Origin of the sequence: Hymenobacter sp. IS2118 (assembly GCF_000715495.1) — a bacterium.
Classification (GTDB): domain Bacteria; phylum Bacteroidota; class Bacteroidia; order Cytophagales; family Hymenobacteraceae; genus Hymenobacter.
This window is the reverse complement of the sequence record NZ_JNLX01000196.1, coordinates 63,374-80,265: the sequence shown is the minus strand read 5'-3', so window position 1 is coordinate 80,265 and position 16,892 is coordinate 63,374. Positions and strand designations below refer to the sequence as shown.

Here is a 16,892-nt window from a genome sequence, read left to right as displayed (position 1 = left end):
TCGGCCTGAGTGACCCCACAATACAGGTTGACAAATCCCCGCCGAAATTAAAGTAACTCGCCGCCGCATCCGTTTACTATAGCTGCGGCAGCGCATTGCCGCCGCGCAAAACCTAAATCTTCGCAGTATGAATATTGGAATCATTGGCGCCGGTCATATCGGCAGCGCCCTCGCCGTGCGGCTCGTTAGTCTCGGCCACTCGGTTAAAATCGCCAACTCGCGCGGCCCCGAAACCCTGGACGGAGTAGCCGAAAAAACCGGCGCGACGCCCGCCACGGCCCGGGAGGCAGCCCAGCACGGCGAAATCATCGTGGTTACCATCCCGCTGAAAAATATTCCCGACCTGGATAAAGACCTTTTCGCGGGCGTGGCCGCCGAGGTGCCCGTCATCGACACGAGCAACTACTACCCGATGCTGCGCGACGGCCAGATGCCGGAGCTGGAACATGGCGACCTCACCGAAAGCGAGTGGGTGCAGCAGCACCTGGGCCGCCCGGTGGTGAAGGTGTTCAACAACATCTACGCCGACCACCTCCAGAACAAGGGCGTGGCTGCCGGCACGCCCGGCCGCATAGCCCTGCCCGTAGCCGGCGACGGGCCCGCCGCCAAGCAGAAGGTAATGGCGCTGGTGGAGGAGCTGGGCTTCGATGCCGTAGACGATGGTACCCTGCACGAATCGTGGCGGCAGCAGCCCGGCACTCCGTCGTACGGCGCCGACCTGCCCGCCGACCAGCTGCGCGCGCATTTCGTCAGCCTCGGTAGCACCCGCACCGAGGCCCAGCACGCCGAGTACCTTGCCAACCACGCCAAAGCGGAGCAGCAAATGGCCGACCAGGGCATCCTGTTGAAGTAGCACACTGCCGCCGGATAGCCGGCCAACCAAAACGTCATGCCGGGCATAGCCGAGGCATGACGTTTTTTTGTGCCCTTTGCTATTGCCTCAAACCAGTGCGGGAGTGCCGTTATTTTGTTTAGGCGGTTTCGGTGCTGGCCGGCCCGAACCCCAGCCGGTTGGGCGCGGGGGCAGCCACCTCTGCCCGCACGCGGGGCAGGCTGCCGGGGTAGTCGCGTTGCAGAAACGCTACCAGCTGCTCGCGCAGGTCGCAGCGCAGGTCCCAGGCGTCGCTGCCGTTGCGGGCGCTTACCAGGGCACGAAGCTCCAGGGTGGTTTCCTTGGAATCGGTGACTTGGAGCTTGCATACGCGGCCGTCCCAGAGGGGGTGCTGGGCGGTGAGGCGTTCCAGCTCGGCGCGCACCGCGCCCACCGGCACCGAGTAGTCGGCGTGAATGAAGACCGAGCCCGTGAGCTCGGCGTTGCTGCGCGTCCAGTTCTGGAAGGGCTTTTCGATGAAGTAATTGAGCGGCAGTATCAGCCGGCGCTGGTCCCAGATGTTGAGCACCACGTAGGTGAAGGTGATTTCCTCGACCCGGCCCCACTCGCCCTCCACCACCAGCACGTCATCGATGCGAATGGGCTGGGTGAAGGCAATCTGGAAACCCGCCAGCAGGTTGCTGATGGAGCGCTGAGCCGCGAAACCCACAATCACACTGGCAATGCCGGCCGAGGTGAGCAGGCCGGTGCCCAGGCGGCGCACCGTCTCAAAGCTCATCAGCACCAGGCCCACGCCGATGAAGGCAATGAGCGAAACCGTAATTTTCTTGATGAACTGTAGCTGCGTGAACAGCTTGCGTACCCGCAAGTTGTCGGTGCTGCCGAGCTGATAATGCTGCTGCACCAGGTCCTGCACCACGTCGAGGGTGCGGATGAGGCCCCAGGCGAAGGAGAGCGTGAGCACAAACTCCACCACGCGCCGCAGCACCTCGAAGGACTTGGGCGGTAGCGGCACCAGTGGCAGCAGCAGCGAAATAGCCAGGAACGGAAAAAACCAGCTGCTGGCCGTGCCCAAGTGGCGGCCCACGGAGCGCGCCAGGGCCGAGCTCTCGCGCCGGTCGTAGGCGCGCAGCAGGGCAAAAACCACGACCCGCACCACCAGGCCGGCTGCCAAGCCGCCCAGCAGCACGGCCAGCGCCGTCAGAATATCAGGAAAATTAGAGGAGAGCAGGGCGAATTTTTCGGTCATAACCAACGGCGGAGCAGCCCGGCGGGCTACTTCAATAGGAGCAGGGTGTACCCGCGTTGGACGGCAAAGGTTCGTGGCTCCCGCGTTGCCCCACGCAACTGCCGGTGCCCCCTGCCCTTAGTCAAGCCGCTGCGCTGGCCCGCCGCGAAGGTTCCTCAGCCTCATTATTTGGTGGCGAAGTCAACCACGGGCCGGAATTATCCGTTTGCGCTTCTATTCAATTTGTCACCCGCTTATGAAGCTCTTTTTCTCCCTTGCTCTTTCAGGAAGCCTGTTTTTGGGGGCGGCTCCCGTTGCCACCGCCCAGCAGGCGTCCTCCCCCTACCGCACCAGTTTCCTCAAGGACGGCTCCATCACCGCCGGCCTGGCGGTGCTGAGCGGAACCGGCCTGCTCCTGGTGCAGCAAAAATCGGGACTGACCACCGCGCAGCTGGCCGCGCTCGACCGCAACGACGTGCCCAAAATTGACCGCTTTGCCGCCGGCAACTACAGCGAGCGAGCCCAGACCATCAGCGACATCTTCTGCTATCCCACGCTGCTGATTGCGCCCGGCCTGCTGGCCCTGAACCCCGAAGTACGCGGCCGCTACGGCCAGGTGCTGGGCCTCTACCTCCAAACCATGATGGCGAACAATGCCGCCTTCACCATGACCGTGGGCAACGTGTACCGCTACCGCCCCTACCTCTACGGCACCGAAGGCGGCGGCCGGCGCAACGGCAAAATCGCGACTAACTCCTTTTTTGGCGGACACACCGCGAATACGGCCGCGGCCACCTTTTTTGCCGCCAAGGTTTTTCACGACTTCAACCCCGGTTCGTCGGTCGAGCCCTACGTGTGGGGCGCCGCGGCCATCGTGCCCGCCGCCGTGGGCTACTACCGCATGGAGGCCGGCAAGCACTTTCTCACCGACAACATGGTCGGCTACGCCGTGGGCGCTACCGTGGGCATTCTGGTGCCGCAACTGCACAAAGCCGGCCGGGGCCGGGGCGTGAGCATGGTGCCGATGCAGGGGTTGAATATCAACGGCCACTCCTACAGTGGATTGCGGTTGACCAAGCAGCTGTAGCGGCGCCTGTTTTGCGCCGGCGTTTTGTTGGTATTGCGGCTAAAGCTTCTCGCCGCAATGCCAGCAAAACGCTGCGTCGGGCCGGTGGTTGGTGGCCCGGCATACGTGGCAAATCGCCTGTTTGAACGCCGGCGCTTTACGCGTTGCGGCCTGGGTTCCCGCCATCTGGGCCGAGACGATGCCGGTGGGCACGGCCAGGATGGCATAGCCCATTATCATCAGCAGCGAAGCCAGCGCCTGGCCCGGAACGGTGACCGGAGAAATGTCGCCGTAGCCCACCGTGGTCACGGTCACGATGGCCCAATACACGCTTTTGGGAATGCTGGTAAAGCCATTTTGTCCGCCTTCAATTACGTACATCAGCGTGCCCATCACCACGGTAAGCGTGAGCACGGCCGATAGAAAAACCAGGATTTTGAATCGGCTGGCCTTGAGCGCCGTCACAATAAATTCGCCTTCGCCCACAAACCGGCCCAGCTTGAAAATGCGGAACAGGCGCAGCAGCCGCAGCGTGCGGATGGCCACCAGGTAATGACTGCCCGTGAGTATGAGCGCCGCCAGGGCCGGCGCGGTGGCCAAAAAATCAACAATGCCCAGCCAGCTGAAAACGTAGCTCAGCGGCCGGCGCACCACCAGCAGCCGCGCCAGGTATTCGAGGACGAAAAGGACCGTGAAAAACCACTCCGCCGCCCGCAAAAAAGTACCGTACCGAGCGTTGACGACCTGCACGCTGTCGAGCATCACCGCCGCCACGCTCAGCGTGATTGCGGCCAGCAGCACCACATCGAATGCAAGGCCGGCGCGGGTGTCCGACTCAAAAATGACGCGGTAGCCGGTGCGTTTCCAGTTTTTTTCGGTGTCGCGCGGGCGCAAATCCATAAGCATGTAGTATCGTGAACGGTACCGGTAGCCGGGGCGGTAAGGCCGCCGCTACCTAGCGGGCGGGGTCCGCGAGCAGCGCAGCGCTTTCCAGCAGCCGGGCACCCTTGCCCTGCAAATCAGCCAGCGCCGCCCGGAACCCGTCGGCGCTGATGGCCCGCGTGGCATCGGTCACCACGAAGGTGGCGAAGCCTGCCGCCAGCGCATCCAGCGCCGAGAAGTACACGCAGTAGTCGCCGGCCAGGCCGGCCAGGTACACGTCGGTCACGCCGCGGCCGCGCAGGTAGTCGGCTAGGCCGGTGGCTTTGCGGTGGCCATTGTCGAAAAAGGCGCTGTAGGAATCAATGTCCGGGGCCATGCCCTTGCGAAAAATTGCCTCTATGCGGCAGGTATCCAAATCGGGGTGCAGGTCGGCGCCGGCCGTTTCCTGCACGCAGTGGTCGGGCCAGAGCGTTTGGGGCAGGCCGTGCAGGTCAATCTGGTCGAAGGGCGCGTGGCCGGCGTGGCTGCTGGCGAAGCTCTGGTGGCCGGCCGGGTGCCAGTCCTGCGAAGCCACCACGAGGTCGAAGTGGGGTTGCAGGGCATTGGCCAGGGGAATAACGGCGGCGCCATCGGGCACGGCCAGCCGGCCGCCCGGCACAAAATCATTCTGGATATCGATGAGCAAAAGGGCTTTCATGGGGGAAAGTTCGTGGGCAGAAAGGAAAAACCAAGCATTGCGCCGTCAGTTACGTTAACGCAGGTAGCTATTCAACTCCTTAAAATCCTTTTTATGCCCAACCTTCAGAATCAAATTGTCCTGGTAACTGGCGCCACGTCGGGCATTGGCAAAGTCACGGCCACCGAGCTGGCCCGCATGGGCGCGCACGTGGTGGTGCTGGCCCGCGATGCCGACAAGGCTGAAGCTACCCAGCGCGAAATAAAAGCCGCGGCCGGCCACGACAAAATCGACGTGCTGCTGGCCGACCTCTCCGACCTGGCCCAGGTGCGCCGGGCCGCCGCCGAGTTCAACGCCCGCTACCCGCGCCTCGATGTGCTGGTGAATAATGCGGGCCTGGTGTTCGGCTCCCAGCGCCAGCTTTCCGCCGATGGCAACGAGCTGGGCCTGGCCACCAACCACCTGGGGCCGTTCCTGCTCACGGCCCTGCTGCTGGATAAGCTGCGGGCCAGCCCCGCCGCCCGCGTGGTCAATCTGGCCTCCATGGCCTACCAGATGGCCAAGCCCAATCTGGTTGATATTCAGTCGGAACGGCACTACAGTGCCATGCGGGTGTACGGCAATACCAAGCTCTACAACATCATGTTCACGCAGGAGCTGGCCCGCCGCCTGCGCGCCCACGGCATCGCCAACGTGAGTACCAATGCCGTGCATCCCGGCGTGGTGGCCACCAATTTCGGGGCCAGTGCCGGCGGCTGGCTCAGCACGCTCGCGCAGCTGGGGCGTCCGTTCATGATTTCGGTGGAGAAAGGGGCGGAAACCAGTATTTTTCTGGCTGCCTCGCCCGAAGTGGCCACCACCAGCGGCGGCTTTTTCGACAAGAAGAAAGCCGTAGCGGTGAAAAGCTCCTTCAACACGCCCGACCACGCCCGCCAGCTCTGGAAACTGAGCGAGCAGCTCACAGATACATCGTTTCTGGCGTAATTAGGGCCGAAATCTGCTTCATTCCTGTTCTGCTTATGCCTGCTCCCGTCATCGATTTAGCGGCCTATATTGCCCGGGTGGGCTACCAGGGCCCGCTTGCGCACTCCCTCGAAACCCTCGTGGGCCTGCACCGGGCGCAGGCATTCAGCATTCCTTTTGAGAACCTCGACATTCACCTGAACCGCCCCATCCGGCTCGACCCCGCCAGCCTGATGCAGAAACTGGTACACGAGCGGCGGGGCGGCTACTGCTACGAGCTGAATGGCTTGTTCCGGCTGGTGTTGCAGGAGCTGGGCTTCGGGGTGACCTGCCTGGTGGGCCGCAACCTGCTGGCCGGCCAGCCGTTGCGCCCGCGCGCGCACCAAATATTACTGGTGGAAGTATCCGGGCAGCCCTGGCTGGTCGACCTGGGCTTTGGGGCCAATAGCCTCATCGAACCCATTCCGTTGGTGGCGGGCCCCGAGTACCCGCAGTTTTTCGACCGCTACCGCCTGCAGGCCGCGCCGCAGCACAACTTCCACCTGCAGCTGCACATGCAGGAGGCGTGGCAAAGTCTCTACACCTTCACCCTGGACGAGGCCCAGCCCAGCGACTTCCAGATGATGAATTTTTACTACTCGCAGGCGCCTGACTCGCCCTTCCGCAAACAGCGCATTACCACGCTCGCGGCGCCCGGTTTCCGCGTCAGCCTCGTAGACCAGGAGCTCAAAATCCGGCACGCCGATGGCCAGATTACCACCAGCCTGCTGGACGAAGCCGGAGCCTACACGCAGGCTCTCAAAACCAACTTTGGGCTGTGGCTGCCGGGGCCGTTGCCTGGATAGTCGCGCCACAGCCCCAAACGATGCCCGGTGCTAATTCCAATGATTTAGTAGTCAGTCGGACTCGCGAAACGCTAGGCAGCGGCATTTTTATGGCTTTGCAGGGCGTGCCATTCGGTTTCCAGGATGCCCATCTCAATCAGGCTCCAGTATTCCTCGTCGTGCCGCACCACGTCGCGTAGCAGGCCTTCCTGCACAAAGCCGGCTTTGAGGTAGCAATTGACGGCGGCTTGGTTGAAATCATAAACGCCCAGGCTGATGCGATGCAGCGCCAGGTCTTCGAAGCCGATGCGCAGCAGGGCGGTTACCATGGCCTGGCAAATGCCGCGGCGGCGCTCGGTGGTTTTGCCCACCAGCACGCGGGTGATGCGCCCGGCCCGGTCGCGCTGGCTGATGCCGCCCAGGGAAATATGCCCCACCGTGACCCCGGTTTTCGAGTCCACCGCCTTGTAAATGAATACGCTGGGGTCGGCCAGATTATTCGAGTCCTCGATGTACCAGCTCAGGCCGGCTTCGGTGAGGGGAAACGAGAACATGGCGCCGCTCCATTCCTTCATCAGCCGCTCGTTGTCGACCCATTCTATTAGTTGGTTAAAATCAGCAGGGGTGAAGGCTTCCAGTACAATCATAAAAACGCGGAGCCGCGAAAAACAGGGATGGTGAATAAGCCCGCAAGGTAAGGCCCCGCAGGCGCTATGCCTAACCACGCGGCCGGCCGCCTTGTTGGCCTCCCTATTCCTGAATTTTCGCTCCCGTTGCTGCCTGCTTATTCGCTGGTGCCTTTGAAATCGATTCAAAGGCTTTAGTCCTTGTCTAACAGGTTTTAAGTGCCCGAATGGCATAGGTTAATCTCAAGCCGAATACGGCCCCAACTACGCATCGAGCCGGAGCAGGCGGCGGCTGCGCTCGCGCACGGCTGTCGTGAGGGCCGGGTCGGCAGCCAGGGCCTGGCCGAAGGACGGTACCAGCGCGCGGAAGCGGGCCTGCCATTCCGGCGTCGCGGCCCGTTCCGGGAAGCACTTCTGCACCAAATCGAGCATGATGGCCACCGCCGTGCTGGCCCCCGGCGAGGCACCCAGCAGCGCCGCGATAGAGCCGTCGGCGGCCGTCACCATCTCGGTGCCGAATTCCAGCACGCCGCCCGCTTTCTTGTCTTTTTTGATGACCTGCACGCGCTGGCCGGCCACTTCGAGCTGCCAGTCGGTCGGGTTGGCGGTGGGGTAGTATTCGCGCAGGGCGGCGGTGCGGTCTTCGGGCGATTGCAGCACCTGCCCGATGAGGTAGCGCGTGAGCCCCAGGTTGCGGGCGCCAGCGTAGAGCAGGGGCCGGATGTTGCCCAGCTCAATGGATTTAAACAAATCGGTGTAGGAGCCCTGCTTCAGAAACTTGGTGCTGAAGCCGGCGTATGGCCCGAACAGCAGCTCTTTGCGGCCGTTGATTTGGCGGGTGTCCAGGTGCGGCATCGACATGGGGGGCGAGCCCACGGCGGGCTTGCCGTACACTTTGGCTTCGTGCCGGGCAATTACGGCGGGATTCTGGCACTTCAGCCACTGCCCGCTCACGGGAAAGCCACCAAAGCCGTCGGCCTCCGGAATGCCCGTTTTTTCGAGCAGCGGCAGCGTGCCGCCCCCGGCCCCGATGAACACGAACCGACTCCGCACGATGCGGCTTTCGTCGGTGGCCAGGTTGCGAATTTTGAGTCGCCAGATGCCGTCGTCCTTGCGCCGGAAATCTTCCACCTCGTAGCCCAGGTTAAATGCTACGCCCGGTAAGCCGGCTGCGTAGGTGACCATGGAGCGGGTCAGGGCGCCAAAATTCACGTCGGTACCAATGGCCATGCGCGTGGCGGCCACGGGCTCGGCGGGGTCGCGGCCTTCCATTATCAGCGGAATCCAGGCCGCAATCCGGGCCGGGTCGGTGCTGAATTCCATGCCCTGAAACAGGGGCGAGTGCAGCAGCGCGGCGTGCCGCTTGCGCAGGTATTCCACGTTGGCCGCGCCCCACACAAAGCTCATGTGCGGAATGTCCTGAATAAAAGAACCGGGGTCGGGCAGCACGCCTTCTGCCACCAGCGAGGCCCAAAACTGCTTGCTAAGCTCAAACTGTTCGGCAATCTTATCGGCCTTGCTGATGTCGATGGAGCCGTCGGCGCGCTCGGGTGTGTAGTTAAGCTCGCAAAAGGCCGAATGGCCGGTGCCGGCATTGTTCCAGGCATCGGAGCTTTCGGCGGCTACGGCATTCAGGCGCTCATAGCCGGCAATGGTGAGGGCGGGGTCCAGGGACTTGAGCAGTACGGCCAGCGTGGCGCTCATGATGCCGGCCCCAATAACGATGACGTCAGAAACGGGTTTGGCAGGGTTTTGGGCGGTTGGGCTCATAGCGAAAAAAGGGAATTAGAAAGGCCATCGGCAATACGGGAGTAGCTACTGATGGGCTGTCGATAGCCGAAAAAAAACAGCGGCTTTTCTTGCGGGGGGAATAATAAGCGCGCTTTTCCTTGGGAAGGGGAGGCGTTTGCCGTTCTTTGCCCCATTCTTTCCGCTCCCCATGCCCGACTTCGATTTACCGCTGCTCACGCTTCCCACCCGCGCTGATGCCGCCGATGCTGCGGTCCCGCGGCTGCTCATCATCTACACCGGCGGCACGGTGGGCATGGCTCTGAACCGCACCGGCGAGCTGGTGCCCATGCAGTTTGGCCGCCTCGACCGCAAGATGCCCGAGCTGGCGCGCCTGCCGTACCACGTGGCGCTGCTGAGCCTGCCCGCGCCCATCGACAGCAGCAACGTGACGCCCGCCGACTGGCTGTATCTGGCCCAGCTCATCGGCCGGCACTACGCCGATTTCGACGGCTTCGTCGTTCTGCACGGCACCGACACGATGGCCTACTCGGCCGCCGCCCTGAGCTACGTGCTGGAGCATTTGGCCAAGCCCGTAGTCTTTACCGGGGCGCAGGTGCCCGTGGGCGCCAGCCGCTCCGATGCTCAGCGCAACCTCATCACGGCCCTGGAAATTGCCGCCGCCCGCCACCCACGCACCCGTACCGTGCGCGTGCCGGAAGTGTGCGTGTTTTTCAACGACATCCTCATCCGTGGCACGCGCGCCAAAAAGATGGAGAGCCAGCAGTTTGCGGCCTTCCGAAGCGAGAATTACCCGCCGTTGGCCCGCGCCGGCATCGGCCTTGAGTTTGATGACAACAGCATTCGCCTGCTGCCCGGCGCCTACCTGCAGGTGCACACCAACCTGGAAGCCGGCGTGGCGGTACTGCGCCTTTTTCCGGGCATTACGGAAGCCGTGGTGCGGGCCGTGCTGGGCATTGCGGGCCTGAAAGGCTGCGTGCTCGAAACCTACGGCTCGGGTAATGCGCCCACCACGCCCTGGTTTTTGCAGTGCCTGGCCGAGGCCCGCGCGCGCGGCGTGTGGCTGCTCAACGTGAGCCAGTGCGAGGAAGGCCGCGTGGTGCAGGGCAAGTACGAAACCAGCTCCCATTTTGAGGAAATGGGCGTCGTGGGCGGCGACGACATCACCACCGAAGCCGCCGTCACCAAGCTCATGTTTGTGCTCGGTCTGGGGCTGGAGGAGGAGCGCACCCGGCAGCTGCTGGCGCAGGATTTGCGCGGCGAGATTACGCTGTGATTTTTGGTTGTCAGTTGTTGGTTGTCAGTTGTCAGCCGCTGTGATGAACATAAAACTGACAATTGATAACCAACAACTGGCAACTAGCTTCTATCTTTGCCCCACCAACCACCATCCTTGAGGGGTGTCCGAGTGGTCGAAGGAGCACGCCTGGAAAGTGTGTATGGCTCAAAAGGTCATCGTGGGTTCGAATCCCATCCCCTCAACAAATTGCTGAAAAAGCCCCGCTGCTCGTTCCGAATGGAAGAGCAGCGGGGCTTTTCTTATGAAAGTTGCTGTGGCAAATGGCTAATTCAGCCACACCCGCTCGATTATTCGAAACCGGTGCGGGGCAAACGCGTTGAAGTACGGTGCTTCGCCTTCAAAGCCCAGGACGTGCACCAACGCAATGCCCTCAGACCGGCTTTCGGCAATGCGGACGGTGTAGATGCCGCCTTCTATTGGCCAGTCGCCGCTGTGTTTGGCGGGCCGGTTATCGGCGTCTACGCATACGGCATAGTCGAGGTAAGGGGCGGTGGTGGTGGCTTCGGCAACGGTGTGGTTGGATACTTCCATAGCAGGGCTGAATTTGACAGTGAATATACACCAGCCTTTCGCTCCGGGTTCAACGGCGGCGTGGGGTTGAATCAAAATTATAACAGTGAAAATGAATTTTAGATACACTAAACCGAGTTTGACAAGCATCTCATGAAGTTCAGAAACGATAACATGGTGCTTGAAACCAGTAAGAATAGCGTGAAACCAACCAAGAGTTCGATAGAATTTAAAAAGGTGCAAGCTTACTACTGCGGCAGCGCGGGGGAGGCCGAGTGGCTACCCGGTTGGTCCTATGATTTGGAGATTTGCGAGCGCACCGGTCAGGTAACGTACCGCCAACCCGGCACCAGCCACCCCGAGCGCACATTGCCCACGGAAGCTTTCCAGCAGGTGTGGCAGCTGCGCCCCGCGCCTCCTGCCAGCGGCAGCGGTCTATTTGCCCGGATAATGGGCGTGCTGAATAAGGGCGTCTAGAACAAAATAAGAGCCCCGGTCATTGCTGGCCGGGGCTCTTATTTTGCCCGGTTCCGTCGCTCAGTTTGCGCAACTCAGGGCGTAAGCCAGGCCTTGGCCAGCGCCCAGTTCCGGGCCTACTCGGCCGTTACTTCCGTGACCGTGAGCTCGGTGCGGGCCGTGTTGGGCGGGCGCGGGAAGGTGACGGACTGGTTGCGGCTGGCGCCCGGTGCCAGGCCGGCAAAGCGCCCGGTGGCGGTTTTTAGGAGCTGGTCCTGGGCGTCGTAGTACTTCACGGTGTAGCGGCCCTCGGTGATTTCGGCCAGCGTGGCCCGGTTGGTGAACACGAAAGTGTAGCCCGCGGGCCGCACCTGCAGCTGGTGGGCCACCAGCTCGCGCATGTGGAGCAGCTCGTAGCGCAGCAGCTCGCCCACCAGGCGGCCGTGCTCGGGGCTGTGCAGGCCCGCCTGGCGGTAGGCCGCGGGGCTGTCGATGACCGGACTGCCGGTTTGAGCCAAAGCTGAAACCGAGGCAAGGAACCCCGTTAGGATGAGCAAACTACGTTTCATGGGCGGAAAGGAATACAATTTAGTAATCTGCGAAGATAAGTTGGCGCACGGGCCAACCTGCCCGCGTGGCCGTGCGGGAGCCCATTTCTTCCGGCGTGGCGGGCAACGCAAGCGCGGAAAACCCGTTACCTTGCCCGGCGATACCACCTCAACCCGCGCCTCCCCTTATGGCCCCCAACACAATCCCGACCGCAGTTCCTGTGGCCGTCGAAAAAGACAACAAGCGCATCACCACCGGCTGGACGTTTTACGACTGGGCCAACTCGGTGTATCCGCTTGTGATTACGAGTAGCATATTTCCCATCTACTGGAGCTCGGTAGTGAAGGAAATGACGGGTACCGACAGTGGCAAAACCCCCGTCGATTTCCTGGGCATGAGCATTCCCGGCACCTCGCTGCAGAATTATTCGGTGTCGGCCGCCTTCCTCATCATTGCCCTGATAAGCCCGCTGTTGACCTCGCTGGCTGACTATTCGGGCCGCAAGAAGCTCTTTTTGCAGGTGTTCTGCTACATCGGCGCGGTGTCGTGCGCAGGGCTGTTTTTCTTCGAGCCCAGCACGTTCACGCTGGGCGTATTCGTGTTCATCATGGCCACGATTGGCTTTTCGGGCTCCATCGTATTCTACAATTCCTACCTGCCGGATATTTCCTCCGAGGAAAAGTTTGATTCGCTGTCGGCGCGGGGCTTCTCAATGGGCTACATCGGGTCGGTGCTGTTGCTGGTGATGTGCCTGATTCTTATTCAGGGGCCCACCTTGAGCGGTACGCCGCTCTTTGGCCTAACCACCGCGAAAGCCACGCAATACAGCTTCCTGCTCACGGGCCTGTGGTGGGCAGGCTTCGCGCAGATTCCGTTCGCCACGCTGCCCGCCGACCCCGGCCGCCCGGCTGGCAGCACGTCTGATTCGGGCTGGCTGCTCAACGGCTTTCGCGAGCTGGGCAAGGTGTGGGAAGAAACCAAGCAGCAGCCCAACCTCAAGCGCTTTCTACTCGCGTATTTCACCTACAACATGGGCGTGCAAACCGTCATGTACGTGGCCACGCTCTTCGGCTCCGAAGAGCTTAAGCTCGATACTACCGCTCTGATTGTTACCATTTTGCTGCTTCAGATTGTGGGAATTCTGGGGGCGTATCTGTTTGCCAAACTCTCGGAGCGCATCGGCAACACGCGCGCCCTGAGCTGGGCCGTATTTATCTGGATGCTGATTTGCGTGGCCGGCTATTTCGTGCAGGCCGGCTGGTCTTTTTACGTGCTGGCCTCCATTATCGGCCTCACCATGGGCGCGGTGCAAAGCCTGTCACGCTCCACGTATTCCAAGATTATTCCCGAAAACACGCCCAACTCGGCGGCGTATTTCAGCTTCTTCGACGTGACCGAAAAAGTGGGCATCGTCATTGGCCTGCTCGTTTACGGGGTTATTTCCCAAGTCACGGGCAACATGCGCTACAGCCTGCTGGCCCTGATTGTGTTTTTTATTCTGGGCCTGATTTTCCTGCTCCAGCTGCGCGGTCGCAAGCTGCGTGAAGACGCGCCGGACGGCCCCGCGGTTTTGCCCGGCCCGCCGCCCGCGTCGGCCACCACCAGCACGCCCGCTACGCGCAAATAGCACAGCTGCCTGCCATCATTCCGTCACCAAATCAATCACCGCTTTCGCCAATGCACACCTCCTCCCTTCAGCAAAATATTCTGGCCAAGCTCGACCACGAGCTGGCCAATACCCGCCGGGTCCTGGAGCGGGTGCCTTTCGAGCAGGCCGATTACAAGCCGCATCCGAAGAGCATGTCCCTGTGGCAGCTGGCGTCCCACGTCGTGAATTTGCTGGCCTTCAAAACCCTGTTCGTAAGCGCCGATTCCCGCGACTTTCTGGACCCCAACGCGCCCCGGCCCGGCCCCACTACCACCTCGCACGAAGAGCTTATGGCCCGTTTCGATGAGTACAGCAAAACGCTCTTCGATGCGCTGCACGGCAGCGATGATGAGAAGCTCACCAAGCACTTCCAGCTCACCCGCGGCGAGCAGGTGCTTATGGACCGCCCCAAAGGCGCCGCCCTGCGCATCATGGGTCTGAACCACAGCATTCACCATCGCGGCCAGCTCACCGTGTACCTGCGCTTGCTGGATATTCCGGTGCCCGGCCTCTACGGCCCCAGCGCCGACGAACCGGGCGGGTTTTAGGATGCTTCGTACAACAAAAGACCATCCATAATATAAAAATCCCCGACTCGTGGAGCCGGGGATTTTTTGTTGAAACCCTATTTAATAAAGCTGTTTAGAAAGTCGCCAGCATCAATAAGGACCGTCATGCTGAGCTTGTCGAAGCATCTCTACCGCACAACTATCTTATTTGAATTGGATTACTTATTCTGTAGAGATACTTCGGCTTCGTTCAGCATGACGGCCATTTTAACTTGCAAAACAGCAGGCCAATATCGCAAGAAAAACCGTGACGCGATACCGGCCCGCAGCTTATTTCTTTTTGAACACCTGCTGGCCGCTAATCCACGTTTCGAGCACGCTGGCGGTACGCAGCTGTTCTTTGGGCGCGGTGATGAGGTCGGTGCTCAGCATCACGAAGTCGGCCAGCATGCCGGGCTTTATCTGGCCTTTGCGCTGCTCCTCAAAGCCGGCGTGGGCGGCCCAGGTAGTCATGCCGCGCAGGGCGTCGGGGCGCGAAATGGCGTTTTCCATCTGGAACCCGTTGGCGGGGTAGTTTTTGGCATCCTGCCGCGCCACGGCCGAATGAAAGCCGTAGAGCGGGTTGATATCCTCCACCGGAAAGTCGGAGCCCAGGGCCAGCTGGCCGTATTGTTTCAGCAGCTCGGCGTAGGCGTAGGCCGTGGCGAGGCGGGCTTTGCCCAGCCGCTCGCCGGCCCAGTACATATCCGACGTGGCGTGGGTGGGCTGCACCGAAGGTACGATGCCGAACTGCCCGAACTTGGGCATGTCGGCCGGCGTGACTACCTGGGCGTGCTCGATGCGCCAGCGGCGGTCCTTCTGGCCGGTCAACGCCTCGCCGTAGATGTTGAGGATGATGCGGTTGGCCGAGTCGCCGATGGCGTGGGTGTTCATCTGGAATTTCGACGCGGCCAGCTCTTTCGCCAGGGCGCGGTATTCTTTTTCGGTCGAAAGCAGGAAGCCGGTTTCCTTAGGCTTGTCGGCATACGGCTCCACCAGGCAGGCCCCACGCGAGCCCAGCGCCCCGTCGGCATACACTTTAAAGGAGCTGACGGTGAGCTGGTCGGTGAGAATGGGGCCGTTTTTGAGGTAATGCGTGCGGTTGGCCGGCGTGGGGTTGAGCATCACGTTGAGGCGCAGCTTGAGCTGGCCGTCCTGCTGCAGCGCCGCCATCTGTTCAATGTCGGCGCGGTCGAGGCCCGCATCGGCCAGGCTGGTGAGGCCCACGGCCAGGCAATTCTGCTGGGCTTGCAGCAGCAGACGGGCCGTTTCGGCGGGAGTAGGGTCGGGGATTTTGCTGCTCACCAAGCGGGTCGCATTGTCAACTAAAAGACCGGTGAGCCGTCCCTGGGCATCGCGCGTGATAGTGCCGCCACTGATGGGCGTGCTCGTGGTGACGCCGGCCAAATCCAGGGCTTTTTGGTTGACCACCGCTGCGTGGCCATCGACGCGGGTGAGGAGCACCGGCACGTCCGGAAACAGGATGTCCAGCGTGTCTTTGGTAGGGAACTGCTTGTTTGCCCAGTCGTTCTGGTCCCAGCCGCGGCCCGTGAGCCAGGCGGCCTGAGGGTACTGCCGGCGGTTTTCCTGGAGCTTCTGAATGACGGCCTTCCACGACGTGGTGCCCACCAAATCGGCGCTGGGCAGGGCCAGCGCGTAGCGGTAGAAATGGCAGTGCGCGTCGTAAAAGCCAGGGTACACAAACTGGCCCTGGGCATCAATTTCTTTGGTGGCGCTGAAGCGGGATTTGAGGTCTGCCGACGAGCCCACAGCCACAAATTTGCCGTCTTTCACGGCAAAAGCTTCGGCTTTGGCAAAGGTAGAATCCACGGTGTAGACGGTGGCATTGGTCACCAATAGGTCCACCGATTCGCGTGAGCCCTGGCAGCCCGCCAGCGCGCTCAGGGCCACCAATGCTGCTCCCAATTTTTGCCCCAAAGGCCTGGAAAAATTCATCATTCTCTGTGCTGGTTTTTTAAGATTTCGCACAAGAACGACACTAAACCTGAACGGGCCGAAAGAGAGCGTTCAGCTGATAAGCGAACGCGGAATAGGTATACTTACTTGAAGCATCCTAAAAAATAAGGCCGTCATGCTGAGCTTGTCGAAGCATGACGGCCTTTGGATTCTACTGTGCGAAAAAGCGAATCCCGGTTCTTTAATCGAAGCGCATGTGCTTTACCGACTCGCCCGAAAACTGCAGTTCCTGGAGCGACTCGATGCCGATTTGCAGGTGGCGCTTCACGAAGTCGGTGGTCACTTTCGAGTCCGATTCCGACGTTTTCACGCCTTCGGGCGTCATCGGGTTGTCGCTCACCAGCAGCAGGGCGCCGTGGGGAATGTCGTTCATGAAACCGCACACGAAAATGGTGGCCGTTTCCATGTCCACGGCCAGGGCGCGCACCCGCAGCAGGTAGTCCTTGAACTCGGCATCGTGCTCCCACACCCGGCGGTTGGTGGTGTACACGGTGCCGGTGTAGTAGTCCATCTCGTGTTTCTTAATCATCGAAGAAACCGCGCGTTGCAGGCGGAAGGAGGGCAGAGCCGGAATCTCCTTGGGCAGGTAGTCGTCGGAAGTTCCCTCGCCGCGAATGGCCGCGATGGGCAGCACCAAATCGCCGAGCTTGGTTTTTTTCAGGCCGCCGCACTTGCCCAGAAACAGGGCCGCTTTGGGCTTCACGGCGGAGAGCAAATCCATCACCGTAGCCGCCATCGGCGAGCCCATGCCGAAATTGATGATGGTGATGCCGTTGGCCGTGGCCGTTTGCATGGGCTTGTCCTTGCCGCGCACTTCGGTACCGAACTGCTCGGCAAACATGTACACGTAGTTGCTGAAGTTGGTGAGCAGAATGTACTGCCCAAACTCGTCCAGCGGCACGCCCGTGTAGCGGGGCAGCCAGTTATTTACAATTTCTTCTTTGGTCTTCATGGAAGCGTGACTGAATGCCTGAGTGACTGAGTGTGGAAATGAAAAGAGTCGAACCATTCCAAGTCACTCAGTCGCTCAGGCACTCAGTCACTCGGCACAGCCCGTA

General features: G+C 61.2%; 17 protein-coding genes and 1 tRNA gene. 9 read left to right on the top strand and 9 right to left on the bottom strand.

Features of this window, described 5'->3' with window-relative positions:
* Nucleotides 1–82: 82 nt before the first annotated feature.
* A complete protein-coding gene (locus GM79_RS22160; RefSeq protein WP_316930147.1) occupies nucleotides 83–853 on the top strand; it encodes an NADPH-dependent F420 reductase in 771 nt (256 codons plus the stop codon).
* 118 nt (nucleotides 854–971) lie between these two features.
* On the opposite strand, the gene GM79_RS22155 is transcribed toward GM79_RS22160, so the two are convergent.
* Nucleotides 972–2,081, bottom strand: a complete 1,110-nt coding sequence (locus GM79_RS22155; protein ID WP_051719193.1) for a mechanosensitive ion channel family protein — start codon at nucleotides 2,079–2,081, stop codon at nucleotides 972–974.
* Nucleotides 2,082–2,316: 235 nt separating this feature from the next.
* Here GM79_RS22155 and GM79_RS22150 point away from each other — a divergent pair, with 235 nt between their 5' ends.
* Nucleotides 2,317–3,147, top strand: a complete 831-nt coding sequence (locus GM79_RS22150) for a phosphatase PAP2 family protein (protein ID WP_035568111.1) — start codon at nucleotides 2,317–2,319, stop codon at nucleotides 3,145–3,147.
* A gap of 39 nt (nucleotides 3,148–3,186) precedes the next feature.
* On the opposite strand, the gene GM79_RS22145 is transcribed toward GM79_RS22150, so the two are convergent.
* The gene (locus GM79_RS22145; RefSeq protein ID WP_035568109.1) at nucleotides 3,187–4,026 is read right to left on the bottom strand and encodes an ion transporter; all 840 of its coding nucleotides are present in this window, start codon (nucleotides 4,024–4,026) and stop codon (nucleotides 3,187–3,189) included.
* 55 nt (nucleotides 4,027–4,081) lie between these two features.
* Entirely contained in the window at nucleotides 4,082–4,705 is a 624-nt protein-coding gene (gene pncA / locus GM79_RS22140) for a bifunctional nicotinamidase/pyrazinamidase (protein ID WP_035568108.1), read from the bottom strand.
* A gap of 93 nt (nucleotides 4,706–4,798) precedes the next feature.
* On the opposite strand from pncA, the gene GM79_RS22135 reads away from it, so the two are divergent.
* Both GM79_RS22135 and GM79_RS22130 read left to right on the top strand, forming a co-directional pair.
* A complete protein-coding gene (locus GM79_RS22135) occupies nucleotides 4,799–5,668 on the top strand; it encodes an SDR family oxidoreductase (protein WP_035568107.1) in 870 nt (289 codons plus the stop codon).
* Between the two features lie 35 nt (nucleotides 5,669–5,703).
* Entirely contained in the window at nucleotides 5,704–6,492 is a 789-nt protein-coding gene (locus GM79_RS22130; RefSeq protein WP_035568106.1) for an arylamine N-acetyltransferase family protein, read from the top strand.
* 71 nt (nucleotides 6,493–6,563) lie between these two features.
* Here the strand turns inward: GM79_RS22130 and GM79_RS22125 are convergent, their stop codons facing one another.
* Both GM79_RS22125 and mqo read right to left on the bottom strand, forming a co-directional pair.
* Complete coding sequence (locus GM79_RS22125) at nucleotides 6,564–7,118, bottom strand: GNAT family N-acetyltransferase (RefSeq protein ID WP_035568103.1); 555 nt, start codon at nucleotides 7,116–7,118, stop codon at nucleotides 6,564–6,566.
* Between the two features lie 243 nt (nucleotides 7,119–7,361).
* Nucleotides 7,362–8,867, bottom strand: a complete 1,506-nt coding sequence (gene mqo / locus GM79_RS22120) for a malate dehydrogenase (quinone) (protein WP_035568101.1) — start codon at nucleotides 8,865–8,867, stop codon at nucleotides 7,362–7,364.
* 169 nt (nucleotides 8,868–9,036) lie between these two features.
* On the opposite strand from mqo, the gene GM79_RS22115 reads away from it, so the two are divergent.
* Together GM79_RS22115 and GM79_RS22110 are read left to right on the top strand one after the other, a co-directional pair.
* On the top strand, nucleotides 9,037–10,122 hold the full coding sequence (locus GM79_RS22115) for an asparaginase (RefSeq protein ID WP_035568100.1): 1,086 nt from the start codon (nucleotides 9,037–9,039) through the stop codon (nucleotides 10,120–10,122).
* Between the two features lie 118 nt (nucleotides 10,123–10,240).
* Nucleotides 10,241–10,328: transfer RNA gene (locus GM79_RS22110), tRNA-Ser, on the top strand.
* 82 nt (nucleotides 10,329–10,410) lie between these two features.
* On the opposite strand, the gene GM79_RS22105 is transcribed toward GM79_RS22110, so the two are convergent.
* Complete coding sequence (locus GM79_RS22105) at nucleotides 10,411–10,677, bottom strand: hypothetical protein (protein WP_035568098.1); 267 nt, start codon at nucleotides 10,675–10,677, stop codon at nucleotides 10,411–10,413.
* 132 nt (nucleotides 10,678–10,809) lie between these two features.
* Here GM79_RS22105 and GM79_RS22100 point away from each other — a divergent pair, with 132 nt between their 5' ends.
* The gene (locus GM79_RS22100; protein WP_035568097.1) at nucleotides 10,810–11,133 is read left to right on the top strand and encodes a hypothetical protein; all 324 of its coding nucleotides are present in this window, start codon (nucleotides 10,810–10,812) and stop codon (nucleotides 11,131–11,133) included.
* Nucleotides 11,134–11,249: 116 nt separating this feature from the next.
* On the opposite strand, the gene GM79_RS22095 is transcribed toward GM79_RS22100, so the two are convergent.
* Entirely contained in the window at nucleotides 11,250–11,681 is a 432-nt protein-coding gene (locus GM79_RS22095; protein ID WP_152560142.1) for a hypothetical protein, read from the bottom strand.
* Between the two features lie 167 nt (nucleotides 11,682–11,848).
* Here GM79_RS22095 and GM79_RS22090 point away from each other — a divergent pair, with 167 nt between their 5' ends.
* Together GM79_RS22090 and GM79_RS22085 are read left to right on the top strand one after the other, a co-directional pair.
* Entirely contained in the window at nucleotides 11,849–13,288 is a 1,440-nt protein-coding gene (locus tag GM79_RS22090; protein WP_051719192.1) for an MFS transporter, read from the top strand.
* A gap of 50 nt (nucleotides 13,289–13,338) precedes the next feature.
* On the top strand, nucleotides 13,339–13,857 hold the full coding sequence (locus tag GM79_RS22085; protein ID WP_035568094.1) for a DinB family protein: 519 nt from the start codon (nucleotides 13,339–13,341) through the stop codon (nucleotides 13,855–13,857).
* 291 nt (nucleotides 13,858–14,148) lie between these two features.
* On the opposite strand, the gene GM79_RS22080 is transcribed toward GM79_RS22085, so the two are convergent.
* Both GM79_RS22080 and GM79_RS22075 read right to left on the bottom strand, forming a co-directional pair.
* The gene (locus GM79_RS22080; protein WP_035568092.1) at nucleotides 14,149–15,795 is read right to left on the bottom strand and encodes an amidohydrolase; all 1,647 of its coding nucleotides are present in this window, start codon (nucleotides 15,793–15,795) and stop codon (nucleotides 14,149–14,151) included.
* 220 nt (nucleotides 15,796–16,015) lie between these two features.
* Nucleotides 16,016–16,786: an AMP nucleosidase gene (locus GM79_RS22075; RefSeq protein WP_035568090.1), complete on the bottom strand. Its 771-nt coding sequence runs from the start codon at nucleotides 16,784–16,786 to the stop codon at nucleotides 16,016–16,018.
* Between the last annotated feature and the right edge of the window lie 106 nt (nucleotides 16,787–16,892).

What these genes read in the sequence shown, in the direction of transcription:
- GM79_RS22135 (WP_035568107.1), top strand. Translation starts at nt 4,799, where the DNA reads ATGCCCAACCTTCAGAATCAAATTGTCCTGGTAACTGGCGCCACGTCG.
- GM79_RS22125 (WP_035568103.1), bottom strand. Translation starts at nt 7,118, where the DNA reads ATGATTGTACTGGAAGCCTTCACCCCTGCTGATTTTAACCAACTAATA.
- GM79_RS22130 (WP_035568106.1), top strand. Translation starts at nt 5,704, where the DNA reads ATGCCTGCTCCCGTCATCGATTTAGCGGCCTATATTGCCCGGGTGGGC.
- GM79_RS22155 (WP_051719193.1), bottom strand. Translation starts at nt 2,081, where the DNA reads ATGACCGAAAAATTCGCCCTGCTCTCCTCTAATTTTCCTGATATTCTG.
- GM79_RS22115 (WP_035568100.1), top strand. Translation starts at nt 9,037, where the DNA reads ATGCCCGACTTCGATTTACCGCTGCTCACGCTTCCCACCCGCGCTGAT.
- GM79_RS22100 (WP_035568097.1), top strand. Translation starts at nt 10,810, where the DNA reads ATGAAGTTCAGAAACGATAACATGGTGCTTGAAACCAGTAAGAATAGC.
- GM79_RS22075 (WP_035568090.1), bottom strand. Translation starts at nt 16,786, where the DNA reads ATGAAGACCAAAGAAGAAATTGTAAATAACTGGCTGCCCCGCTACACG.
- GM79_RS22145 (WP_035568109.1), bottom strand. Translation starts at nt 4,026, where the DNA reads ATGGATTTGCGCCCGCGCGACACCGAAAAAAACTGGAAACGCACCGGC.
- GM79_RS22105 (WP_035568098.1), bottom strand. Translation starts at nt 10,677, where the DNA reads ATGGAAGTATCCAACCACACCGTTGCCGAAGCCACCACCACCGCCCCT.
- GM79_RS22150 (WP_035568111.1), top strand. Translation starts at nt 2,317, where the DNA reads ATGAAGCTCTTTTTCTCCCTTGCTCTTTCAGGAAGCCTGTTTTTGGGG.
- mqo (WP_035568101.1), bottom strand. Translation starts at nt 8,867, where the DNA reads ATGAGCCCAACCGCCCAAAACCCTGCCAAACCCGTTTCTGACGTCATC.
- GM79_RS22090 (WP_051719192.1), top strand. Translation starts at nt 11,849, where the DNA reads ATGGCCCCCAACACAATCCCGACCGCAGTTCCTGTGGCCGTCGAAAAA.
- pncA (WP_035568108.1), bottom strand. Translation starts at nt 4,705, where the DNA reads ATGAAAGCCCTTTTGCTCATCGATATCCAGAATGATTTTGTGCCGGGC.
- GM79_RS22085 (WP_035568094.1), top strand. Translation starts at nt 13,339, where the DNA reads ATGCACACCTCCTCCCTTCAGCAAAATATTCTGGCCAAGCTCGACCAC.
- GM79_RS22095 (WP_152560142.1), bottom strand. Translation starts at nt 11,681, where the DNA reads ATGAAACGTAGTTTGCTCATCCTAACGGGGTTCCTTGCCTCGGTTTCA.